Source organism: Piscirickettsia litoralis, from assembly GCF_001720395.1.
GTDB lineage: Bacteria > Pseudomonadota > Gammaproteobacteria > Piscirickettsiales > Piscirickettsiaceae > Piscirickettsia > Piscirickettsia litoralis.
Genome location: NZ_MDTU01000001.1, coordinates 2,367,449 through 2,389,522, shown reverse-complemented (window position 1 = coordinate 2,389,522; position 22,074 = coordinate 2,367,449). Strand labels below are relative to the sequence as shown.

The following is a 22,074-nucleotide window of genomic DNA, read 5'->3' as shown; positions in this document are numbered from 1 at the left end:
AAAATCTTAAAAATAATTAAGATCAGCTTAAGAAAACTATTTACTTTATTCATTTAATGATGCTAATGTAATCAAACTGTATTTTTAAAATACAGAAATAATGTAATTTTTACCGAGGTTTTATAACTATTAACTCTGTATAGATAACCTTTAGAGAGGGTGTGCTCAATCATGAAAAAATTATGTAGTACTGCTGTACTGCTAGCGGCTGCAGCTGTGCCTGTTGTTAGCTTCGCAGCATCAAGTTCTGAACAACAAATCAAACAACTTCAATTAGATATGAAGCAATTGCAACAGCAAGTTGCTCAACTGCAAGGGGCGGGTACGAGTAGCGGTGGGCTGGTTCACGTCGGCCCACTCTATAAAGATGGTCCAATGGTTTCTCAAATTGGGGCTATCGGCCAAGAGCAAAATATTCTCGTCACTCGCCAAAAAATGTCCAAAATGGGCCAACAATTACCGCTTCTATCTATAGGTGGCTTATTAGAGTCTGATATTGGTTATGGCCGTAACACTAATCTCGATGGCAATTACTTTGACGACCAACGCACTAGCGATGCCGAACTAACTGCTGCTCGTATCCATATCATGGCCAACATCAATGATTGGACCACCGGCTTTATCTACTATGACTTTTTAGCTAGTAATCTTCGTACTGGTAAAGTAACATTCGGTAATCTTAACGAAACACCATTCTATGCCTCTATTGGTAAGTCTTATACTTACTTCGGCAACTGGACAGGTCCAAATATCATTTCCACTGACGTGGCTTCAGCTCTTTTCGAAAGCCGTAGCGATAATGCAATGCTTGGCTACACCAAAGGTGGTTTTAATGCTCAACTTGGTATGACTTCACCCACAACCACAGTGTATACCGATACAAGTTCAACACATACAAATCATGCAAGTTTAGTTACACAAGCACGGTATACGTTCGACTTAGGCAATAAAAATAGCGCTTATTTTGGTGCCGGCTACATGTCAGATATTAACGGTACAGAAGTATCTGCTTTAAGCCAAGCGCAGCCTGCTGATGGTCATTCACGTCTGCCTGTTGCTGATGTTCATGCAGGTGCAACTTTTGGGCCTGTCAGCATTAATGCTGAATATGCAACTACGTTAGTCAAAGTGCAGAACTACGATGATAACCTGGCAACTGGCACAACAACAAACTCAGATAAAGTATCTGCATTTGAAATAGATGCCTCTTATAACTTTAAAATTAAAAGTTATGCAAGCTATGTTGCCTTTGGCTATAGCCAAAGCCAAAACGCTGCCAACTTGAAAACATACTACACAGCAAATACCGGGTCACACCAGGCTGGAGACCCTCTCAACAGTGGGTCAACAATCGCCAAACGCATATACAGCTTAGACACAGGAATTTCCTTGGATAACCGTACCGATCTAGGCGTCGAAGTTGCTCGAATGGAGTCCTATGATAACACTGGCGTTAGCCCACGCTCTTACCTCGTTGGTTTTGATATGACAGTTCACTTCTAAACCAAACTTCGAGTCTTCATCAAAGTTATGGCAGCCTCGGCTGCCATTTTTTATTTCAGGAGGAAATAATGAATATTTATATCCGTGGTTATGAAAGCAAAGATGCAATAGATTTACATAAAATACTTAGCCAAGAATCGGTTTATAGTAATACCTTACAATTACCTGCGCCTGCGCTCGAAAAGGTAAAAGAAAAATGGCAAAAACGCATGGAAGATAATAATCAATATTCTTTTATGGCGGTTGATAAAAAAACAGAGCAAGTCGTTGGTGAAGTATCTATCTTTATTCCAAACAACCCACGCCGCAGTCATACTGCAAGCTTTGGCATGGTGGTTGATGAAAACTATCGCGGCCAAGGGATCGGCTCTTTATTAGTCAACCATATTATTAATTTTTGTTTTAATTGGCTTGGAAAAATACGTATAGAGCTGGATGTTTACAAACATAACCAGGCGGCAATTGCACTTTATGAAAGGCACGGTTTTAGATTAGAAGGTCACTGCAAAAACTATGCTTTTTACCAAGGGAAATATATCGATAGTTACTTTATGACAAAATTAAAGGATTAGGATTAAATTATGTTTAAAATTCGAGAATATTGCGATGATGATCTAAATCATTTACAAAAGGTTTTATCACAACCATCTAATTACCAACAAACCTTTCAGCTACCCGCTCCATCTTCAATAAAGCTTAAACAACAAGTGAGTGCTTTTTTGGCAAGAGAGAATCATTTTATTTTTATGCTTGAACATATTGACCACAAAAAAGTCATTGGCCGCGCCAATCTTTACTGCCTAGAACCCCCTCGGCATCATTCTGCTCGCTTTGGCTTTAATATCGACGAGGATTATCAAAACATCGGGGCCGGCAATGCTTTACTTGAAGAATTAATTAATTTTTCACAAAATAAATTAAACCTTAAAAAATTAGTGCTCACTGTTTATACCGATAATAACAAGGCGATTAATTTATATAAAAAATTTAATTTTAGAGAAGATGGTTTAATCCGAAAATTTGCCTTTCGCGATGGCAAATATGTCGACGCCTATCACATGAGTCTTGAATTAAACTAGAAGATATTTCAGTGAAACATGTAGAAAGGTTCTGGTAATTTCTACTTAAAAGATGGTAGCGGGAGCTGGATTTGAACCAACGACCTTCGGGTTATGAGCCCGACGAGCTACCAGACTGCTCCATCCCGCAAAAGATTGAGGCTCATTATACTGAGCTTAACGGGGAAAGCAAGACTTATTTTAAAAAATCGGTAAAATACTTTTTCTAGGCATTTTACCGACCCTTTCAATCAGCGAGGGCTATTATTCCACGCTATCGCCTTTTGCCGCATCAAGCATGGTTTGCAATTCACCACTTTCATGTAACTCGACTACGATATCGCTACCGCCGACTAACTCACCATTGATGAATAGCTGTGGGAATGTCGGCCAACTAGACACCTGAGGCAAGGTCGCACGAATCTTAGGATTCGCCAAAATATCAACATAACCAAACTTGACGCCACACGCCATTAACGCTTGTACCGCTTGAGCAGAAAAGCCGCATTGTGGCTGCTGTGGCGAGCCTTTCATGTATAACAAAACGGCAGTATCGGCAATTTGGCCTTTGATCATTTCAACTGTATTTTCCATCACTCATTCACTCAAAATCAAAAATAAAGACCCATTATACACAAGATCCCAGCTCTAGAGCGAGTCTTAGATCATGATTTACGACCACCCCTTTGCACTCTCGCTGATTTACATTTAAGATGAGTCTTAAATTTATCTTAGATTTTTACCATAAAAGGCTAAACTATGAGTGTTCATATTGAAGCAAGCAGCGGCCAAATCGCTGAAAATATCCTGCTGCCAGGAGATCCATTACGTGCAGAACTCATCGCCAATGAGTTTTTGGAAGATGCTGAATGTTATAACAAAATTCGCGGAATGCTCGGCTTTACCGGCACCTATAAAGGCAAGCGTGTTTCCGTCCAAGGCACCGGTATGGGCATGCCCTCGATGAGCATCTATGCCAAAGAATTGCTTGATGACTACAAGGTGAAAAAGCTCGTTCGCGTCGGTACCGCAGGAGCCATGCAAGCAGATATTAAGATTGGTGAGCTTATTCTCGCGCAAGGGGCGTGCACAGACTCGAATATCAACAGACTCACCTTTAGCTCGATTGATTATGCCCCGATCGCAAGCTTTGACTTACTCAGTCGTGCCCACCAAGCCGCACAAGCGAACCAGAAACAAAGTCATATTGGTAATATCCTAACCTCTGATCGCTTCTATGTTGAAGATCAAAAGCTCTATGATACATTGAAAGATCATGGCATCCTTGCCGTCGATATGGAAACCGCTGCGCTTTATACCTTAGCCGCACGCTATCAGGCACAAGCGCTTGCGATTATGACCATTAGCGACCAACTCATCACCGGTGAGCGCGCTTCTGCTCAAGAACGCCAACACCAATTTTTAGACATGGTTGAAACCGCACTTAACTGCCTTGGGTAATCACTTCTAGGCTGATTGCACGCTGAAAACCTCGGGGCAGCTTACTGCCTCGACGGCTACGCTCGCCAATATAAGCCAGCCAATCTTTCGGCCCTAAGCTTAACTTACGCTTCTCAGTTTTGACCACAAGCTCAGCACCCACAGCTAAAGCACAAACGGCGAGCAATTGCTCATCCGCATTAAGTTGCAACAGTTTATTGCCTTTGCCCTTATTCATTTTGGCAATATTTTCAGCGGCTAGAATTAATAAACGCCCTTCGCTGCTTAATAAAGCGACATGATCAGACAAACTTGTTAATTTTTCCGGCATCAACATGCTAGCACCGGGTGATAAATTCAAGAAAGTCTTACCTGCCTTATTTTTACTATACAATGATGCGCATGTAGTAATAAAGCCATAACCAACACTCGTGGTAAAGATAAGGTGTTCATCCGCTTTACCCATCACCATATGCTGCATGCTCGCACCTGTAGGTAACTTAAACCAGCGACTGAGCGGCTCCCCATAACCTCGTGCCGAAGGCAAGAGGTGAGCTGACATCGAATAACTACGACCACTACTATCGATAAAGGCGATTTGCTGATTGCTCGTCCCTTGCGCTGCCGTTAAATAGCGATCACCTGATTTATAACTGAGGTTTTGCCCTTCCACTTGATGGCCTTTGGCACTACGTACCCACCCTTTTAATGATAAGACCGCTGTGACTGGCTCAGAAGGAACCAAGTCAGCTTCTTGCAGAACTTTAGCTTCACCACGAGCGACAATCGGGCTGCGGCGCTCATCACCATGCTCTTTCATCGCTTGCTGTAATTCTTTACGCACCAGTGTTTTTAACCGGCGCTCAGACGCTAGAATTTTCTCAAGCTTTTCTTTCTCGGCTTCAAGTTCGGCCTGCTCTTTTAGTAATTTCTCTTCTTCAAGCTTGGCTAGTTGCCGAAGTTTAATATCCAATAAGGCATTTACTTGAATTTCGCTTAATTCGAAGCGTTCCATTAAAACAGCTTTAGGGTCGTCCTCAAAACGGATGATTTCTATCACTTCATCCAGAAAAGAAAAAACAATCAATAAACCTTCGAGGATATGCAAACGCTCATCGACTTTACCCAAGCGATGCTGCAAGCGACGACGGACGACATCTTGACGAAACTCCAGCCATTCTTGCAATAATTCGAGCAAATTAAACACCCGCGGCAAGCCATTTAAACCCACCACGTTTAAATTAACGCGATAATTCCGCTCTAAATCGGTCGATGCAAATAAATGCAGCATTAAATCATCACGGTTCACCCGCTTAGAGCTTGGTGTAATCACCAGGCGCGTCGGGTTTTCATGGTCTGATTCATCACGTAAATCAGCCACCATCGGTAATTTTTTCGCCCGCATCTGTGTGGCAATTTGCTCTAAAATTTTCTCACCGGAGACTTGGTAAGGCAAAGCAGTGATGACAATATCACTGCCCTCAATTTCATAAATCGCCCGTTGCTTAATCGACCCAGTCCCTTTTTTATAAATCTGCTGAATATCTTCAACAGGGGTAATAATTTCAGCATCAGTCGGATAGTCTGGACCTTGAATAAGCTCACTAATATCTTCAAGCGTTGCATTGGGGTGCTCTAGAAGATGTACACAAGCATTAACCACCTCTTGCATATTATGTGGTGGAACATCTGTTGACATACCGACGGCAATTCCTGTCACGCCATTGAGTAATAAATTCGGTAAGCGTGCCGGTAATAAGGCCGGTTCACGCAAAGAACCATCAAAGTTAGGCACCCAATTCACTGTCCCCTGGGCAACTTCTGCAAGTAAATTATTCGCATATTTAGATAAACGTGATTCGGTATAACGCATAGCGGCAAACGATTTTGGATCATCGCACGAGCCCCAATTGCCTTGGCCATCGATCATCGGATAACGGTAAGAAAAAGGCTGGGCCATGAGTACCATCGCTTCATAACAGGCACTATCACCATGTGGGTGAAACTTACCTAACACATCCCCCACTGTCCGCGCTGATTTTTTCATACTGCGAACTGGCATGCAAACCCAGCTCACTCATCGCATAAATAATACGACGCTGCACCGGCTTTAAGCCATCCCCTATATGCGGCAATGCCCGATCAAGAATGACATACATGGAATAATCTAAATAAGCTTTTTCCGCAAACTCTTGCAAGGCGCAACTTTCAACCTGTTCGTTTATATCCACTGACATTCTTCTTATTCTCTATCTCAATTTTTATTGATATTCGCTGTAAAATTTAGCCTTATTGTAGTCAGATGTCCAAACCTCAGCAAGCTTGCATGAAAACTCTCTAATAATGCCAAGCAGCTGCCGCCTCTTTGACAAGCTCAGGCCCCTTATAGACCAAACCTGAATAAAGCTGAATTAATGAAGCTCCAGCCTCTTTCTTCGCAAGCGCCCCTTCTGCATCCATAATACCACCCACACCAATCAGCGGCACTTTCCCTTTTGTTATATGATGAAAACGTTTTAAAACCTCAGTGGACCGTGATAATAACGGCGCACCACTGACCCCACCGGCTTCTTTTGCCAAGGGAGAGCCGATGATTTCATCGCGGCTGACCGTTGTATTTGAAATAATCACCCCATCAAATTGAAACTCACAAACGAGCTCGGCAATTTCTAATAAAGCCTGATCATCCATATCAGAATCTAATTTTAATACCACAGGGGCCAGACGTTTATATTTAGCAGCTAGAACAGCCTGCTCATCTTTAATGCGTTCAAGTAGTTCGGCTAAAAACTCTCGATCTTGTAATTTGCGCAATTCCGGCGTGTTCGGCGATGAAATATTCACCGTAATATAACTTGCATAAGGATAGACTTTGCGCATACAAAAACAATAATCTTCATGCGCTTTTTCTAAGGGCGTGTCTTTATTTTTGCCAATATTAATCCCTAAAATCCCATTATATTTAGCCTGTTTAACTTGGTTAACTAGGTAATCGACCCCTTTATTATTAAAACCCATGCGATTAATCACCGCTTGATATTCTTTGACGCGAAATAATCTTGGCTTTGGATTACCGATTTGCGCCTTTGGTGTCACTGTCCCGACTTCTAAAAAACCAAAGCCCATCTTTGCCAACGCATCAATATATTCGGCATTTTTGTCTAAGCCTGCGGCCAAACCCACTGGATTTGGAAAGTCTAAACCCATCACTCGATAAGGCTGCTGACGTATTTTAACATCGGCAAATAAGCCTAAATTATTTAACCATTTTGCTGATGACAATGATAAATGATGAGCTGTCTCAGCAGGCAAGGAAAAAAGTAAAGGGCGAAGAAGTGAATAAATTGACACATGTACTCCTTATTGTTATTGCTATATTTATAAATCAATTATTATTAAAGTTATAAATCACATAAAAAAAGGAGCATATGCTCCTTATTATAATACAAATTATTATTTAGGATAATCGGCATCGTTAACAGCCGATGATTCTTTAAGCTCATCGAGTAATTTTTTTCATACGTTGATCAAACTTATGCATAAATACAGTGCCTGAACCTTCCATCGGTTCACCTACTTCAAGTGCTAGATTTGCCGCGGGTGCATGCAACATCCGAATAATAACGGCTGACAGTAATAAAACCACCAAGACAATAACCGCAATTGCAATCCACATAACAAGAAACCTTTTTCAATACTTACTTTAAATAATCATCAAATGACGAGGTTAACGGATAACGGCGCTCACGCGTAAAGGCACGTTGTGAAATCCGTGGCCCAGGCGCTGATTGACGGCGTTTATACTCATTTTGACCAATCAAACGCAAGATACGTTGCACATCTGCCTTAGCAAATCCAGCATCAATAATCTCAGTCGCACTTTGATCATAATCAACATAACGCTCAATAATTTCATCTAAGACTTCATACGGCGGCAAACTGTCTTCATCTTTTTGATCCGGTGCTAACTCAGCTGAAGGTGGGCGCGTAATGACACGCTCAGGGATCACTTTCGCAATGGTATTGCGATAATAAGCAAGTTTAAAGACACGCGTTTTCGGCACATCTTTCAAAGCATTGTACCCCCCACACATATCGCCATATAAAGTGGCATAACCGACGGCCATCTCACTTTTATTGCCTGTGGTTAATAGCATTTTCCCCGTCGCATTGGAGATTGCCATCAGCAACACCGCCCGACTACGCGCTTGCAAGTTCTCATCAGTCACCCCGAACGGACGATTCTCACCTAAAGCGGGGACCAGTGCATTTTGTAGTGCTTTATAACTCTCAGTAATCGGCAACACATGATATTTAACTCCTAAAATATCCGCTTGGGCTTTGGCATCATCCAAACTCATCTGACTAGTAAATTCAGACGGCAGCATCACCGCTTCGACAGCCTCCGCTCCCAAAGCATCAACAGCAATCACAAGAGTCAAGGCCGAATCAATGCCGCCTGACAATCCTAATACAACGCCTTTAAATTTATTTTTACGCACATAGTCACGTAGCCCCAAAGTGAGCGCTTGATAAATTTCAGCCTCTTCGGATAACTCGGCAGGCAGTTCTTCAGCATAAGGTGTATATAACCCATGATCACCCAGGCGCAGCTCAGCAACAGCGAGATCTTCACGAAAGGCTGCGGCTTGCTGGGTTAAGCGACCGGTCGCATCAACGACAAAAGAACAACCATCAAACACTAAATCGTCCTGCGCACCCGCCCAATGCACATAAAGTAAAGGCATATTACCCTGCTTGGCACGCTCTTTTAAGATATGCACACGTTGCTCTTGCTTTCTCACATGATAAGGTGAGGCATTGATGCTAATCATTAGTTTCGCTTGTTGAGCGGAGGCTTCTGCCATCAGCTCATCAAACCAAACATCTTCACAAATCGCCAAGGCCACCGGAACCCCGGCAATTTCAGTCATGCAATCATGCTGACCCGGCTCGAAATAACGCTTCTCATCAAACACACTGTAATTAGGCAAATAACGCTTGTAATAACGCTTCACTTCTTGGCCTTGGCGGATCTGAATCAGCGCATTATAGATATTGCCATGATCAAACACTGGCGCCCCAACCAAGATATCAAGGTTTAAATCTAAAGAGGCGTCAGCAATTGATTTTAGCGCCGCTTCAACCCGTTCATGCAAGTCCATCCGCAGCAATAGGTCTTCTGCAGGATAACCGGTTAAGGTCATTTCTGGAAAAACAACAGCATCTGCTTGATCTTCAATATCTTGAGCGATTTGAATAACACGCGCTGCTTTTTCTTCAATAGCTCCCACGTGCAACGACAATTGAGCCATCGCAATACGTAATGTCTGCATGAATTTCACCTACTGTTTCTCACTTGCATATCTTCAAGGCTTACAGCCTTAATACACTGTTTCTATTGCGTTATATCATCGAACCCGCCAAATTTAGCCACTTTTCAAAGCCGGCTAAACCCTCTACACTAAGCTCAATAGTATATAAGGGTTGACGATGCTTGCAGATTATACCCGAGACTCGCAGAGCACGCCAAATTCATCTACAAAAGGCTTTAGTCTGACCGAGGTTCTAGTCATCCTCGCCCTTTTGAGCCTGCTTATCACCTTAACACTACCCAACCTGTCTGGCTTAAAAGAGCGTGAAAATCATCAATATATCGCCTCACAATTAGAAAAAATCATCAAGCTTGGTCGCGAACACGCACTTTATCAACAAGCAACAGTCACTCTCTGCCCGACAACGAATCAAATTCTCTGTCACAGTAATTGGCAACAGCCTCTCATGCTATTTTTAGATAAGAACCAAGATAACCAGCGCAATATTAACGAAACATTGATCGCAACCCTCAACCCAACGCCCCTCAATCTGACTTGGAATCGAGGCAACCATTTAAGCTTTTATGGTGAAAACGGCTTGGCTGCCAGCAATGGCACCTTAACTTTGTGTAGCGCCAAACTTAACCAACAATTTATTTTGAACCGCCAAGGCCGCCTACGTAAAACTGATCAGCCATGCACACTTATGAGATAAAAATTAAGAATGGTGCACCCATTTGATTAATATGATGTAATTCCAGAAATAATAAAGCCACTCGAATTTTATTAGTAATAACCTACATTGAATTAACATGTCCATTATGTGGTTAAAGTAACATTGTTAAATTTGGAAAAATGCATCAGGCAATCAGTGTTATAAGTGAAAAAATACAGGCTGTGATGAAGAGAGAGAAGTCGACTTAGTATGCGCAAACGATATTGAGCTGGATGAAATGTGGAGCTTTGTTGGTCATAAGAAAAGTCAGCGCTGGCCTTGGCATGCAATTGGTCACTCCACCCGCAAAATTCTTGCCTATCATTTTGGCCGACGTAAAGATGAGGCTTCAACTGCGCTTAAATCAAAGCTTTCATTGTTTAACATTCGCTATTATTATACCGATGATTGAGGTTCTTATCAGCGTATTTTGCCAGAGGACTCTCACTTCATTGGCAAAAAAAATCACTCAGGCTATTGAGCGCAAGCATTTAATCCTAAGAACCCGAATTAAGCTTTTGGCACGCAAAATCATTCTCTTTTCGAAAAGCAAAAAATGCATGGTATAGTGATCAATTTATTCATCAATAAACTCGAGTTTGGCAAGACTATTTGACTAAATCAAACGGATACATTACTAAAAAATTGTTCAAATAACTTTATTAGGCGTCAGCCCCTAAAATTAAATAAATTTAAGTATTTTTCTTTTATTTTTATTTCGCATAAAGTTAAAATACAACTTGTGTTTTACATTAACTCAACCTCTGTACACTTGGTAATGGTATATTTCTATTTTTCTGCTTAATCGAAAAAAAAGTTATATAAAATCAGTGATATTACATTGACAGCACTGATTATTTTAAAAAAAATATTAATATAAACACATGGAATGTGAGCTCGCGTCATGGCAAAAGACCTTCAAGAGCGCAACCACCTCGTGCGCTGGGGAATATTAATTGGTCTAAGCTTCTTCAGTTTAGCCACTATTTTTATTCTTATCATCGACTTTGAAATACTCCGAAACCCCGATATCACCCAAGACCATCATTTTCGCATCGCTCTATTTATTCTTGTTATCTATTTTACTATCTATGCAACTAGCGGTTTTATTCGCTATCTTGCCCGTTATTTAAATAATCGCTATCTAACACGTTTTACCGCACTACCTAAACTTTCCTCATATCAAGAGTCGTTTACACGCAGTTACTTTCCTAATAAACCCTATGAACATATTGTGATCCTGTTGCATGGCTTTACCGCCTCACCACAAGAGTTTCAGTTTTTAATTAAACACCTAGAAGCCAATAATATCCCCTACATCTCACCGAAAATTATCGGTTTTGGTATCAGTTCGACTCATCTTTTAAGCCTCGCCCATCGCCATGATTGGTATCGAGTCGCAATAGAAAAATATGATTTAGCCTCTTCATTAGCGAATAAAGTCAGCATCGTCGGCCACTCTATGGGTGGCATTCTCGCTACCTTTGTCGCTATGCATCGCCCTGTCCATCAACTCATATTAAGCGGCCCCGGGCTGCATTCAGCCCCGAGTGATTTAAAGTATAAGCGTCTCCTCAGCCTCCCTATTATCTCTAGTCTCTATATCAGGATAGTGCCTTACCTACCAAAACCGATTCGCAAAGGCCGCCAAACAACGAGCGATACACTCGATCAAACCCACACGGGCACAATGTTCCAATATTTAGCCATCCCAATTAATTGTGTTAAAGAAGTTTTCTCTGCGCAAGATGATGTAGATATTACTAAAACACAGTCAGATCAACTCACTATTGTCTATGGCAAACATGATCTTACCGTAAATATGAGCGCCTTATTTCAGCAACTCGACCACCACAACACCCCTTATAATAAAATGAGCTTTAATAACTCAGCACATAATGTTTTAGAAGATTATGATAAAGAATATTGCTGCCAATATATTATTAATCTTTTAAAAAATCCGCAAAAGACTAACCCCATTTCTAAGCTAAAAAAACAATCAACAACTCAAGTTCAAGCCGATGCGTGAGTTGATAAATTTCGCTTACCCGGTTATTTTATCGCGTTTCGTTCAAACCTTAGGATTAGTCATTGGCAATTTATTTGTCGCCCAACTTGGTTCAACCGCTCTTGCCGCCAGTGCACTTGCCACTAGCATTTCCATCGCTTTTTTCACTTTTTCCAATGGCTGTTTATTCAGCCTTGGTCCTCAATTTGCAGCGTGTAAAAAAATAATATACTGCTTTCAGAGTTACTACGCCAGGCTTTCGTCTTGGCAATCATTCTCGGCTTATTTGTAATTGTTATTTTCTGTAGCATCTCACCCTTACTCAGATTATCTGGCCAAAACTCTGAGCTAATTACTCTAGTAAAAAATTACTTTTATGCCTTATCATTTGCAATTATTCCTATGCTATTGACCTCTACTTTGCAACAGTATTGGCTCTCAGAGCATCATGAAAAATATATCTTTTTTTACAGCCTAGCACGTCTAGCCATCGGCATTGCCTTTAACTATCTTTTTATTTTTGGATTTTCTACTTGGTCAGGATTTGGCTTTAGCGGCCTGGCCATTGGGGTCAGTGTTTCATCCTGGCTCGGGTTTTTATTGCTATTTTTTATCACCTGCTACAAACGCAGCACTCTCACCAAATATGCTTTCTCTCGTTTTAAAATACAAACCCACTCCTTTGTCTTATTATTAAAAACCAGCCTGCCTATTGGCTTACAAATGTCACTGGAATTGCTCGCCCTGATGGTCGGCACCCTACTCATCGGTCGTTTCGGTCATAGCGCCCTCGCGGCTTGGCAAATTGTTAATCAGTATGTTTTGCTCTTTACCATGATCCCCTTTGGCCTCTCACAAGCAACGTCAATTCTCATCAGTGAAAACAAAAATCAAACTTCTGGTATCACACAAAAGGCAATAATTTTAGTCACTATTTTTGGAATGATTACGGCTTTACTCTATTCTATTTTTCCATTATTTCTTGCGACTCCCTATCTATCAACTCACTCAGCAAATAATTTACAGAACTTATCCTACTATCTCATTCCATTCTTTCAGCTTATGGCAATTTATCAATTATTAGACAGCTCACGCCTTATTTTAATCGGTGCATTGCGTGGCCATCTTGCGACCTTTAGCGTTTTTCTAATCGGCATTGCTTCTTTTTGGCTCATAGCACTACCGATTAGTCAGTGTTTTATTTATTACTTAAAATGGCACGCCTTTAGTATTCCATTAGGGTTTATCATCGGCCTTGCCTTTGCCCTTATCCTCACAATAATCCAATTAAATAAAAAATTAAGGAATTATCATGCAACCAAATCATTTGTGCAAGAATAGCATCACCCTCAACAATGAACAAAGGCAATTTGCCGAGCAAATTTACCAGCCTTTTTTATTGCAATTAAGCCTTGCTGCCAAAAGCCTAACTGTGAGCAAGAATATTTACTTAGGAGGCTCGCTAGCCTTAAAAGAGCCTGCACTTTTTTGCCCACACGGAGAGCTTAAAGGAGTCCATAGCGACTTGGATATTTTCGTTGTGGCCGAATCTATTAACCATTTGGCTGCATTACAGAAACTTCCTGCTCTCGTTGAAAATGTATCTCCAGAACTTGAACGTAGCTTTCATTTTAGTCCACTGATCCCCCCGACTTAAAAAAGTTTACAATATTAGTCTCGAAGATTTATCATTTGGCCTTAGCACACCTATTATTGAAGATATTAAAATTAATCACAAAAGCTACCAATATCCACCTCAATCAAAATCGATGGCACATTATTTTATATCTAAGTTATGTAGTTACTGCCTAGCCTATCGCAATACTTCACATGCTTACTCTAACCTTGAAAACAACCAAGCCATGCGTTCCACAATGGACACCATCAAGCTTGTTTTAACCGGCTTACGCTTGCAGTTTTATGGGATTGTTGAAAACACTCACGGCATTCATTCAATCCCCATACTCGCGAATCAAGGCTATTTCGAACAAATCATGTCAGAAGCCGAAATTATGCGCTGGATTTTTCATCGTGAACAATACAACCCAGCTGCAACACTGCCTGATATTAATATATTGCAATTTATTTTAAATTGCTGGAAAGCACGCTTAACTTTAGATCAAAACATAACACTCGAACAATTAATTGCTGAAATAGCCTCAAGCTATTTTAACGAACAGAATATCTTAGACAAACTCGCTCCAGTACTCTTAACGGGCTGCACCTATCAATTGAGCTTAAACACCGATGATTACTCGCTGTTTAAGCATTATTTTAACCAGTACTGTCAATACGATTCAAACGCCAAGCTAAAACCTCTCACTAGTAATATCCCTATCAATAAAGCAGAACATGAACAGCTTTTAATTAAGCTTTATAACCACTATCTTCAATCAATAACAGACAGCATTATTCCAAAGCAAGCCAAAACAAAAGTAGCAGAAACAACAGAAAATATTTAGGATATCAAGCTATAATCAAAAGCCTATTTATATAGCCTCAAGCTAGGCAACAGCCACACTCGGCCGTCTATTCACAGGTTAACGGTTAGTGTTACAATAAGTCCGACATTAACCAAAGCAGTAGGACAGTTCATGGATTTTAGCCAAGCAGAGCAAGAAATTGCAGAAATCTCAGATCGATTAACAGCAGATCAGTTTGATCTTGTCATCCCCGTCTGCCAACAATCCATAGAGTTGCTCAACCAAGTCTGTGAGGCGATCATTAGCGCTAACCAAGCCAAATACAGTAAACAGCTTTTTTTCAATGATCATGTGACTTTACAACGTATTTTAACCACAGCAATGGAAACGATTTTCAAGTGCCGTTCTATTCAAAACTCTTTTGAATTTAAAACATTACTTAATGAAGAAGAAGATCCAGAACCGCTTGATCAAAACTCACCCCCTCATCACCCCGACTTAAGCCCCGAGCATACACAAACTGCAATTAAAAAATTGATTAAAGCCAGCAAGATGCTTAATGCTCAATTAATTAATTTAAACAATTTAGTGATGGATATACTAGAAAATTAATTCTAATTTGTTCTCTTTAAAAAGCAGGAATAAACACCCTGCTGTGGTTATTTAATCGATACTCTCTAAAACTCACAACTTAGCATAACGAAGCCTTAAAGCATTACTGACCACAGTCACTGAGGATAAAGCCATCGCTAAGCTTGCAACAATAGGATGCAGTAACAGGTGAAAGGCCGGATAAAAGACCCCTGCGGCAATGGGAATTCCCAAGCTATTATAGACCATTGCTCCAAACAAATTCTGCTTGATATTACGCATCGTCAACTGTGAGATACGAATCGCATCGACAACACCTGTTACTGAATGCCGTAATAGAGCGATATCCGCCGCTGCAATCGCAATATCACTGCCTGACCCCATGGCCAAGCTCACATCTGCCTGAGCAAGCGCCGGCGCATCATTCACTCCATCACCAACCATCGCCACCACATGGCCTTGCGCTTGTAGTTCTGCAATTTTTTCCTGTTTTTGCTGAGGCAGCACGTCGGCGATCACCTCCATAATTCCTACACTTTTTGCAACAGCTGTTGCAGATTCCAAGCGATCCCCCGTTAGCATCACCACCGTCAAACCTAAATTTTGCAAACGCTTAACCGCCTCAGCACTGTCCTCTTTCACTGCATCAGCCACACCTAATGCACCTAATAGGTTATTTTTCCGCGCGATATACAACACACTCATACCCGCTAAAGCTTGTTGATCAATGCCATCAAGACTCAACCCTAATGTGTTAATTAAACGCTGATTACCAATATAAAGCATTTCTCCTTGAAGCTCTCCCATCACACCGTGCCCTGCAGTCGCCTCAAAACCTGTAATCTCTAACAACTCCAAACCTTCTTCATGTGCTGCATCTAATACAGCTTTAGCAAGTGGGTGCTCAGAATGTGCTTCTAAGCTTGCTGCAAGTTGCAACAGCTTTTTACTGCTCATGGCATCATCAACACTTAGAATTCGATTCAACTTCGGCCGCCCTTGAGTAATCGCCCCTGTTTTATCTAGCACCACATGAGTTATATCCTTAGAACGTTGCAATGCATCACCATTTCGAATCAACACTCCAAGCCCCGCCGCGCGACCAACGCCTGCAATAATTGCCATCGGTGTGGCTAACCCTAAAGAACACGGACAAGCGATAACAAGCACCGCAATCGATGTTGCAAGTACAAAAGGAATTTTCGGATCAGGAGCAACAAAGGTCCAAACAATTGCCGTAACTAGCGCAATTAAAATGACCGCTGGCACGAATACGCTAGAGATTTTATCAGCTAAACGACCAATTTCAGGCTTAATCCCTTGCGCATCTTCCACCGCTTGCGCCATCTTTGCTAGCATGGTCTCTTCACCAACCGCTGTTGCTTTAAATAAGAAGCTGCCTTTTTGATTTAAACTCCCAGCAATCACAGCATCATCTTTTTGCTTATGAACAGCCAACGGCTCCCCAGTCATCATCGATTCATCAATATAAGAATCACCTTCAACGACCAAACCATCAACAGGTACTTGTGCACCAGGTTTTACCCTCAGCACATCACCTAATTTCACCTGATCAACCGGAATTTCTTCATCACCGAGCTTAGAAACTCGAATGGCAATTTGTGGAGAAAGATCAAGTAAGCGCTCAACCGCTTCACTCGCTTGCTTTTTCCCTCGCGCTTCTAAGCCATGCCCTAAATTAATAAAGGCTAAAATCATCACTGAAGCATCGAAGTAAAGACTAGTTGCAGCCTCTGGAATGAGATGCGGAATCATGATGACGATTACCGAGAAAATCCATGCAGCAAAAGTTCCAATAAGAATCAGCGTATCCATAGTGAAAGATAAATGCTTTAAGTTGCGCAAAGCAGCAGCATAAATAACCCTACCACTAAAGAGCATTACTCCTAATGTGATGATCGCAATGACTGACCAAAATAGCTGCCCCTCCGGACTAATCACGCCACTGCTTTCTACTAGCCTTGGACCATAATAATCCAGGATAATTAACAAGACTCCTGTGATTAAAGCCAAACCAGAACGCAGCCAATAACTCATAAAGGTTAGCTTCTTCTGTGTTTTCTTTTTTTGCCAAGCGCTTTATCTATGGATTCAATAGGATAACCTAGCTCTGCCAAGGTGTTAGCCACTCGTTTATAATCGCTGGTTTTAACAATCACTTGCCCTTTGGCAAGTAATACAGAGACTTCTTCGACGTGATTAAGCTCAGATAAGGCTGTCTCTATCTTACTTACGCAACTGGCACAACGCATTCCAGTCACATTCAAGCGATAATTCTGAGCTGAAAGACTATCAGATTCCACTGGTATAGCAATATCATAACCTAAGTCACAAATTGCAGCGGCAGCAACAGAGCGATCTCCTTCAAATTTAATCACTCCTGTTGCAAGATTCACCTGTACCGCCGAAATACCAGCAATATTCCCAAGTCGTGTTTCTATCTTATTAACACAGCTCCCACAACGTAACCCATTCACTTTTAACTGATTCATCTGCGCTACCTTTTCTCTATGAGTTAGATTACAGACAGGATAACCTTAACCTTGAGATTGAGGTCAATAAAATTATTAATAGCCAATATATGGTGGGTCCAATTGCCTCACAGATAAATAACTACCGCCTTGTTTGCTTTTTAACACAACCCGCTGTTAAGTTTGTAAATAGCACAAGAAATATTGAAGATCAGCCCTATGACGGAACAGATCTGTGAAAGGCCCCATACTAAAGCAAGTATAGGTCCGCTACGCGGCCTATATCTTGGCTAAGGGATTAAAGAACTGCGCAGTGACCACTTTCTGGTTTCACTCTTCTCCTTGAGCTTAGGACTGTTGCACCAGGAGCAAACAATGTCGCTGTATTTGCCGGTCGACTTACACTTCGTCTTGAGCATGAACCTTTTTCATTAGCAAGCTCTGCCGCTTGAATTAGTTTTCTTTGAGCAAATTGACAAGGATCTGTACTTTCCTTAAGCTCTGGCCAGTTTTTCTTCAAAATACCAGCATCATCAAGCAAAGCCAATGCCTTTTGGAGTTGTAAATTATCTTTAAGATCGCGCCAATGTTCAGGTATCGCCCCGACTTTCTCAGCCGCAATAAAAGCTGCTTTTAACTGAGGGCTAGTTTCAAAACCAAGAAAAATTTCTTGTAGTTGTGGATGATCCTCGAGTAATTTACCCACTGTAGACAAATCAAAACCTAGCTGGCCACAAATGGTAATAGATCGCTTAAACTTTTCGTTTTGCCTTTGCAAATCTCTCTCGACATCAAATGTAAAAGTATTACAGTTAACTGCATCCACTGGAATTTGAAAACGAACACCCCCTTCAGGAAACATTATCCTTTGCGCTTCACGCTCTTGGCCTGGCCTGAAATTAAAAAAGACTCTCTCTCTAGAATAGCTTTCAGCAACTTTGTTTACAGAGTAAACAAATGGAAACTTAGTGGCTGTTATTGCTTCGAACCTTCCTCCTCTACCTCTTGCATACCTCTCTTTCCACTGTGCATAATTTTCAGGGCGTTTACGCTCACGAAGACAGCCGACTCCCATTTTGCTATCATATCTTCCAGTGCGGTACGCCGCTACTGCTGACAAATTAGCAGGCTCTGGGGTTTGTTGGAGGGTACTTTCCCAAGGGTTATCGGCTCCTGGGTCTCCATCATCAGACCCTGATGAATAATCAGACTCCAACTCTTGAGCATTAGAACTTGCATTAGGATCAACAAATTCATATTGAGCTAATGGGTAAAAGCCTGAATCTAAATTTCTTACCGGACGTCGAAACGGTTGATCCAAAAAGAGCGACAACTGCTCTGCCACATGAACTCTAACTGCTTTACCTTTTGATACATTAACCTCAAAAAAATCCATGATGTGATTTATTTTGAGGAATAAACCTATGAACTATAAACTCGCCACTCGCAGGTAATGATCTTCCGTCATACCATGGTTTCCTTTTTTGTGATGATCTTGGCATAATTAACCCCCTTAACCGTTTAATTTATTTTCTAATCTGCGGAGGAAAAGATAAATCCGCATTCTAAATTTATAGATAAAAAAATATTTTTTTCATGATAGAAATAGTAACCATTTCTAAGTTTTTGTATTCGAAACTGTAAATTTCAACATTGCAAAGCAATGTGTGCTCAGTTCAGCAAAACACCCTTATGTAAGAAATAGAGCGATAAGGTCACTTTCAGTGATCCATCATGATCCCCATCGACTTTGAACCTTTTGATTGAATGGATTTTTTAATCATTTTTTCTTGCCTAAACGTGTTTAAAGTCATCTGCCAGATTTTCTACTATATAGTTTTTTCAGGCACGATTTTCGCCTTCTGGAAAGGCCACACCTAGAACCCAATGCAATTTTTTCTCTGCCTCAACGTTTGAATTAAACATGCTAACGATAATGAATTAACATTTAGGGCTTGTGATGCAACAGCTTGTAGTAGCTCAGCCTCCTCTTAAACTAGACAGTCAACATGATTTGTTTCCTTCCTATGCCTTGTTTTCAAAATTTGTTTATGGCAAAGTCAAACTCTATTATCTATTTATGGCGTTTACTCATGAAGCGAGATGTTAACACTATAGAATTAATGGATATTGACAAAGGAAGGGTTAATACGCCCCCTATATTCATTTTAGTTAAAATAAACCGTAAAATATCAAAAGCCTATCTATATCAGCTTGTTTTATCTATCATACCAAAGAGATTTTCTTCGAAAATAGAAATTATTGAAGATAAGATGGTGTTTAAATACGCTCCAGGCGCTTTTGAAATTAACCATATTCACTTGCAAGATAGCTCAATACTGGATAGAGAAGAAATTATCAACCTCCCTTTATCTTGCTTACACCAACTTGGCTTAGGCCATGATGGAGAGTTTTCAAGCCCGGTTTTCTCGATATCATTAATTTCTACAGAAGAGTCTCAATTTATAAGCATCTCACTGTCTCATGCGGCAGGTGATGGCCATTCTTTGGCTTCCTTCACAAACAACCTGTTGAGTATCATAGATAATTCTGATGACTTACAAAGTGAGGACAAAAGCAATGACTTTGACAAAATTGTTGAGCTAAATAAAGAAAAAACAGATTCACAAATATATTATAACAAGCTGTTATTACCTAATAACGTTCTAGAATATTTAAATGATTTAAAATCCAAGTACCCGCACATATCCCTTCAATCATTAAGAACAGCTTATTTATTAATGAAAATTGGGCCATATGTTGGCCATGCTACAGATAATGCAACACTGTGTATCCCTGTAGACTTAAGAAAGCTTTGTAGTAAAAAAGGCAAAGAATTCCTACAAGCAATAGGCAACTATATCAGCGACACAGTGATTCAGCTACCTCAAAATTATAATCAATCTTCAATAGCCGATCTTGCTACTTCACTTTCACGCGCCATAAAATCCGAAATACAGAATGTCACAAAAAGATACTCATTAATCAATGAGTTCACCAGCATAAACATAGAACCCGACCCATTGAAAAAGGATTTCAACAAACTTTCAGGCGTATTAGCAACCTCTGTCCGTGTTCCAGCAAATTATGTCTTGGGACTACCTAACGTACCCTTAGCATTATTGGATACTGTTTCAGACAATGCTAAAAGGTTTATTGAGGTCATAAGCTCTAAGCCCCTACCCTCCAAGGTGATGGAAACTTCCTAAGGGGTTAACGATTAAAAAGTGCTTGCTTTGTGTGCAGATACTAATGGTAAACCTGTAGCTCTTTCTTGACCCTGTAAAGCTCCCATTTTAGGCTTGGCATAAAAATGGGGGCTTTACACAACGCCGATCGGCCTTTTAATTGCCGCATTACAACTCACTATGCTGTATTTCAGTGGAACTACCATCACCATATGCAGATGATCTCCATCAAAGTCAATCGTCTCTACCTCCACGCCAGGCATACTTCTTAGTAGCTTGGCTTAAATATTCGCATACGCCAGAACTCAGGGGCCTATGACTAAAGTCATGGGCTCTGTCTGCAACCACATAATAAATGGCTAGAAATGTAAGTATCTTAAACATTTTCTTATGTTGTATGTTAAGTAAGGTGTTGAAGTCTTGAAATAGATTTTTGAAACCAATACGAATTAATTATATAAGGACGCTGCTATGCCTAAAGAATTTCAACAAGGTAATAACAATCATACCCAACTTAAGGATAAGCGCATAATTAAATCTCCTGTCAACTCAATAAGCACTTTTGAAACTAGTTATGATACTCAAGTAAAATTGTGGAACGAATATTATGCCGGGACAGGTCTTGATACTGCAGAAATTACCAATAGTGCTAAGTTATCAACCCCATACATTGATGGAGAATATCCTGATGTAAACAGCTTAGTTGACTGCATTGTTCAAATGTTAAAACGTGATTTTGTCATGCAAGACTGTCAAGATCGGAGAAATTTTATAGCTGACCCTTATGGAAACGTATTTCCTATCGATTTTGGGCAAGTCCACACGCCTGAGTCGAGTCGATTTTATGACACTTATAAGAGTGATGTCTTACAGCAACTCCGCAAATTGACCAAGAAAACTGAATGTTATAGAACGTATGATGACTGCCTAGCAGAAATAAATGAGCACAAAAACAAAGAACTTTTAAAAAAACTCTGCAAGAAAGCAGAAACGAAGGTGCATAACCGCCGGTGGACTTTAGGTGGTGCTGGAAAGAGAGTTAATATTGGAACAGATAGCTTTGTCGTCCCAGGACATTTAGCAAAAGCTATTAAGAGTAGTAAATCAAAAATCACAATGAATCCAGAAGAGTTCCAGAGTAATTTGCTAGACAGTCTTAGACAACATAAAACATCTAAAGTAAAATGGATGACATCAAGAGATGTATGGACACAAGACTTATATGATGGAAAAACAGATAATCCCTCAGTGTTCTTTCAGAAATTGATTAATGATAAAAGAGATAAGGCTGCATATTCTGCAAATTCCCTATGTGATTAAAATCATTTCTAACTCTTTTTG

The 22,074-nt window shown here is 40.6% G+C and carries 22 protein-coding genes, 1 tRNA gene and 2 pseudogenes; 15 read left to right on the top strand and 10 right to left on the bottom strand.

Annotated elements, in window-relative coordinates:
• Window positions 1-171: 171 nt before the first annotated feature.
• The 3 genes from BGC07_RS11885 (at window position 172) to BGC07_RS11875 (ending at window position 2,582) form a co-directional block, all read left to right on the top strand.
• Window positions 172-1,503: an LbtU family siderophore porin gene (locus BGC07_RS11885; protein ID WP_069313290.1), complete on the top strand. Its 1,332-nt coding sequence runs from the start codon at window positions 172-174 to the stop codon at window positions 1,501-1,503.
• 68 nt (window positions 1,504-1,571) lie between these two features.
• Window positions 1,572-2,075 carry a GNAT family N-acetyltransferase gene (locus BGC07_RS11880; RefSeq protein ID WP_069313289.1) on the top strand — a complete coding sequence of 168 codons (504 nt, stop codon included), beginning with the start codon at window positions 1,572-1,574 and terminating at the stop codon, window positions 2,073-2,075.
• Between the two features lie 9 nt (window positions 2,076-2,084).
• Window positions 2,085-2,582 (top strand): GNAT family N-acetyltransferase, encoded by a 498-nt coding sequence (locus BGC07_RS11875; protein ID WP_069313288.1) that lies wholly within the window; start codon window positions 2,085-2,087, stop codon window positions 2,580-2,582.
• A 53-nt stretch (window positions 2,583-2,635) separates the two neighbouring features.
• On the opposite strand, the gene BGC07_RS11870 is transcribed toward BGC07_RS11875, so the two are convergent.
• Window positions 2,636-2,712, bottom strand: a tRNA-Met gene (locus tag BGC07_RS11870).
• 113 nt (window positions 2,713-2,825) lie between these two features.
• Window positions 2,826-3,155 carry a Grx4 family monothiol glutaredoxin gene (gene grxD, locus BGC07_RS11865; RefSeq protein WP_069313287.1) on the bottom strand — a complete coding sequence of 110 codons (330 nt, stop codon included), beginning with the start codon at window positions 3,153-3,155 and terminating at the stop codon, window positions 2,826-2,828.
• A 165-nt stretch (window positions 3,156-3,320) separates the two neighbouring features.
• Here grxD and deoD point away from each other — a divergent pair, with 165 nt between their 5' ends.
• Window positions 3,321-4,022: a purine-nucleoside phosphorylase gene (deoD, locus tag BGC07_RS11860; RefSeq protein WP_069313286.1), complete on the top strand. Its 702-nt coding sequence runs from the start codon at window positions 3,321-3,323 to the stop codon at window positions 4,020-4,022.
• Here deoD and parC read toward each other — a convergent pair.
• The 4 genes and pseudogenes from parC to BGC07_RS11840 all read right to left on the bottom strand — a co-directional run bounded on the left by parC (window position 4,006) and on the right by BGC07_RS11840 (window position 9,337).
• Window positions 4,006-6,238 (bottom strand): annotated as a pseudogene (gene parC / locus BGC07_RS11855) (DNA topoisomerase IV subunit A). The gene deoD and the pseudogene parC overlap by 17 nt on opposite strands.
• Before the next feature lie 100 nt (window positions 6,239-6,338).
• Entirely contained in the window at window positions 6,339-7,352 is a 1,014-nt protein-coding gene (locus BGC07_RS11850) for a quinone-dependent dihydroorotate dehydrogenase (RefSeq protein WP_069313285.1), read from the bottom strand.
• A 148-nt stretch (window positions 7,353-7,500) separates the two neighbouring features.
• A complete protein-coding gene (locus BGC07_RS11845; protein WP_235603131.1) occupies window positions 7,501-7,677 on the bottom strand; it encodes a hypothetical protein in 177 nt (58 codons plus the stop codon).
• A gap of 22 nt (window positions 7,678-7,699) precedes the next feature.
• Window positions 7,700-9,337 (bottom strand): NAD+ synthase, encoded by a 1,638-nt coding sequence (locus tag BGC07_RS11840; RefSeq protein ID WP_069313284.1) that lies wholly within the window; start codon window positions 9,335-9,337, stop codon window positions 7,700-7,702.
• A 157-nt stretch (window positions 9,338-9,494) separates the two neighbouring features.
• On the opposite strand from BGC07_RS11840, the gene BGC07_RS11835 reads away from it, so the two are divergent.
• The 9 genes and pseudogenes from BGC07_RS11835 (at window position 9,495) to BGC07_RS11810 (ending at window position 15,074) form a co-directional block, all read left to right on the top strand.
• Window positions 9,495-10,031: a GspH/FimT family protein gene (locus BGC07_RS11835; protein ID WP_069313283.1), complete on the top strand. Its 537-nt coding sequence runs from the start codon at window positions 9,495-9,497 to the stop codon at window positions 10,029-10,031.
• Window positions 10,032-10,248: 217 nt separating this feature from the next.
• Window positions 10,249-10,443, top strand: a pseudogene (locus BGC07_RS23335) (IS1 family transposase); the annotation flags it as partial.
• Window positions 10,373-10,600 (top strand): IS1 family transposase, encoded by a 228-nt coding sequence (locus tag BGC07_RS23900; protein ID WP_394332136.1) that lies wholly within the window; start codon window positions 10,373-10,375, stop codon window positions 10,598-10,600. The pseudogene BGC07_RS23335 and the gene BGC07_RS23900, both read left to right, overlap by 71 nt.
• A gap of 335 nt (window positions 10,601-10,935) precedes the next feature.
• Window positions 10,936-12,060 carry an alpha/beta hydrolase gene (locus BGC07_RS11825; RefSeq protein ID WP_069313282.1) on the top strand — a complete coding sequence of 375 codons (1,125 nt, stop codon included), beginning with the start codon at window positions 10,936-10,938 and terminating at the stop codon, window positions 12,058-12,060.
• Window positions 12,053-12,331, top strand: a complete 279-nt coding sequence (locus tag BGC07_RS23330; protein WP_077216880.1) for an MATE family efflux transporter — start codon at window positions 12,053-12,055, stop codon at window positions 12,329-12,331. Before BGC07_RS11825 ends, BGC07_RS23330 begins: the two co-directional genes overlap by 8 nt.
• Window positions 12,304-13,380: an MATE family efflux transporter gene (locus tag BGC07_RS23325; protein ID WP_069313281.1), complete on the top strand. Its 1,077-nt coding sequence runs from the start codon at window positions 12,304-12,306 to the stop codon at window positions 13,378-13,380. Before BGC07_RS23330 ends, BGC07_RS23325 begins: the two co-directional genes overlap by 28 nt.
• The gene (locus BGC07_RS22360; RefSeq protein WP_235603130.1) at window positions 13,352-13,696 is read left to right on the top strand and encodes a hypothetical protein; all 345 of its coding nucleotides are present in this window, start codon (window positions 13,352-13,354) and stop codon (window positions 13,694-13,696) included. Before BGC07_RS23325 ends, BGC07_RS22360 begins: the two co-directional genes overlap by 29 nt.
• A gap of 112 nt (window positions 13,697-13,808) precedes the next feature.
• On the top strand, window positions 13,809-14,501 hold the full coding sequence (locus BGC07_RS22355) for a hypothetical protein (RefSeq protein ID WP_235603128.1): 693 nt from the start codon (window positions 13,809-13,811) through the stop codon (window positions 14,499-14,501).
• Between the two features lie 132 nt (window positions 14,502-14,633).
• Complete coding sequence (locus tag BGC07_RS11810; protein WP_069313280.1) at window positions 14,634-15,074, top strand: hypothetical protein; 441 nt, start codon at window positions 14,634-14,636, stop codon at window positions 15,072-15,074.
• A gap of 72 nt (window positions 15,075-15,146) precedes the next feature.
• Here BGC07_RS11810 and BGC07_RS11805 read toward each other — a convergent pair whose 3' ends face one another.
• From BGC07_RS11805 to BGC07_RS11795, 3 genes are all read right to left on the bottom strand, one after another.
• The gene (locus BGC07_RS11805; RefSeq protein ID WP_069313279.1) at window positions 15,147-17,111 is read right to left on the bottom strand and encodes a copper-translocating P-type ATPase; all 1,965 of its coding nucleotides are present in this window, start codon (window positions 17,109-17,111) and stop codon (window positions 15,147-15,149) included.
• A 5-nt stretch (window positions 17,112-17,116) separates the two neighbouring features.
• A complete protein-coding gene (locus BGC07_RS22350) occupies window positions 17,117-17,566 on the bottom strand; it encodes a heavy-metal-associated domain-containing protein (protein WP_069313278.1) in 450 nt (149 codons plus the stop codon).
• A gap of 277 nt (window positions 17,567-17,843) precedes the next feature.
• A complete protein-coding gene (locus BGC07_RS11795) occupies window positions 17,844-18,941 on the bottom strand; it encodes a hypothetical protein (protein ID WP_069313277.1) in 1,098 nt (365 codons plus the stop codon).
• Between the two features lie 697 nt (window positions 18,942-19,638).
• Between BGC07_RS11795 and BGC07_RS11790 the strand changes: the two genes are divergently transcribed.
• The gene (locus BGC07_RS11790; protein WP_069313276.1) at window positions 19,639-20,754 is read left to right on the top strand and encodes a hypothetical protein; all 1,116 of its coding nucleotides are present in this window, start codon (window positions 19,639-19,641) and stop codon (window positions 20,752-20,754) included.
• 113 nt (window positions 20,755-20,867) lie between these two features.
• Here BGC07_RS11790 and BGC07_RS23320 read toward each other — a convergent pair whose 3' ends face one another.
• On the bottom strand, window positions 20,868-20,996 hold the full coding sequence (locus BGC07_RS23320; RefSeq protein ID WP_268801656.1) for a hypothetical protein: 129 nt from the start codon (window positions 20,994-20,996) through the stop codon (window positions 20,868-20,870).
• 208 nt (window positions 20,997-21,204) lie between these two features.
• Here BGC07_RS23320 and BGC07_RS11785 point away from each other — a divergent pair, with 208 nt between their 5' ends.
• Complete coding sequence (locus BGC07_RS11785) at window positions 21,205-22,053, top strand: hypothetical protein (RefSeq protein ID WP_069313275.1); 849 nt, start codon at window positions 21,205-21,207, stop codon at window positions 22,051-22,053.
• Window positions 22,054-22,074: the final 21 nt, after the last annotated feature.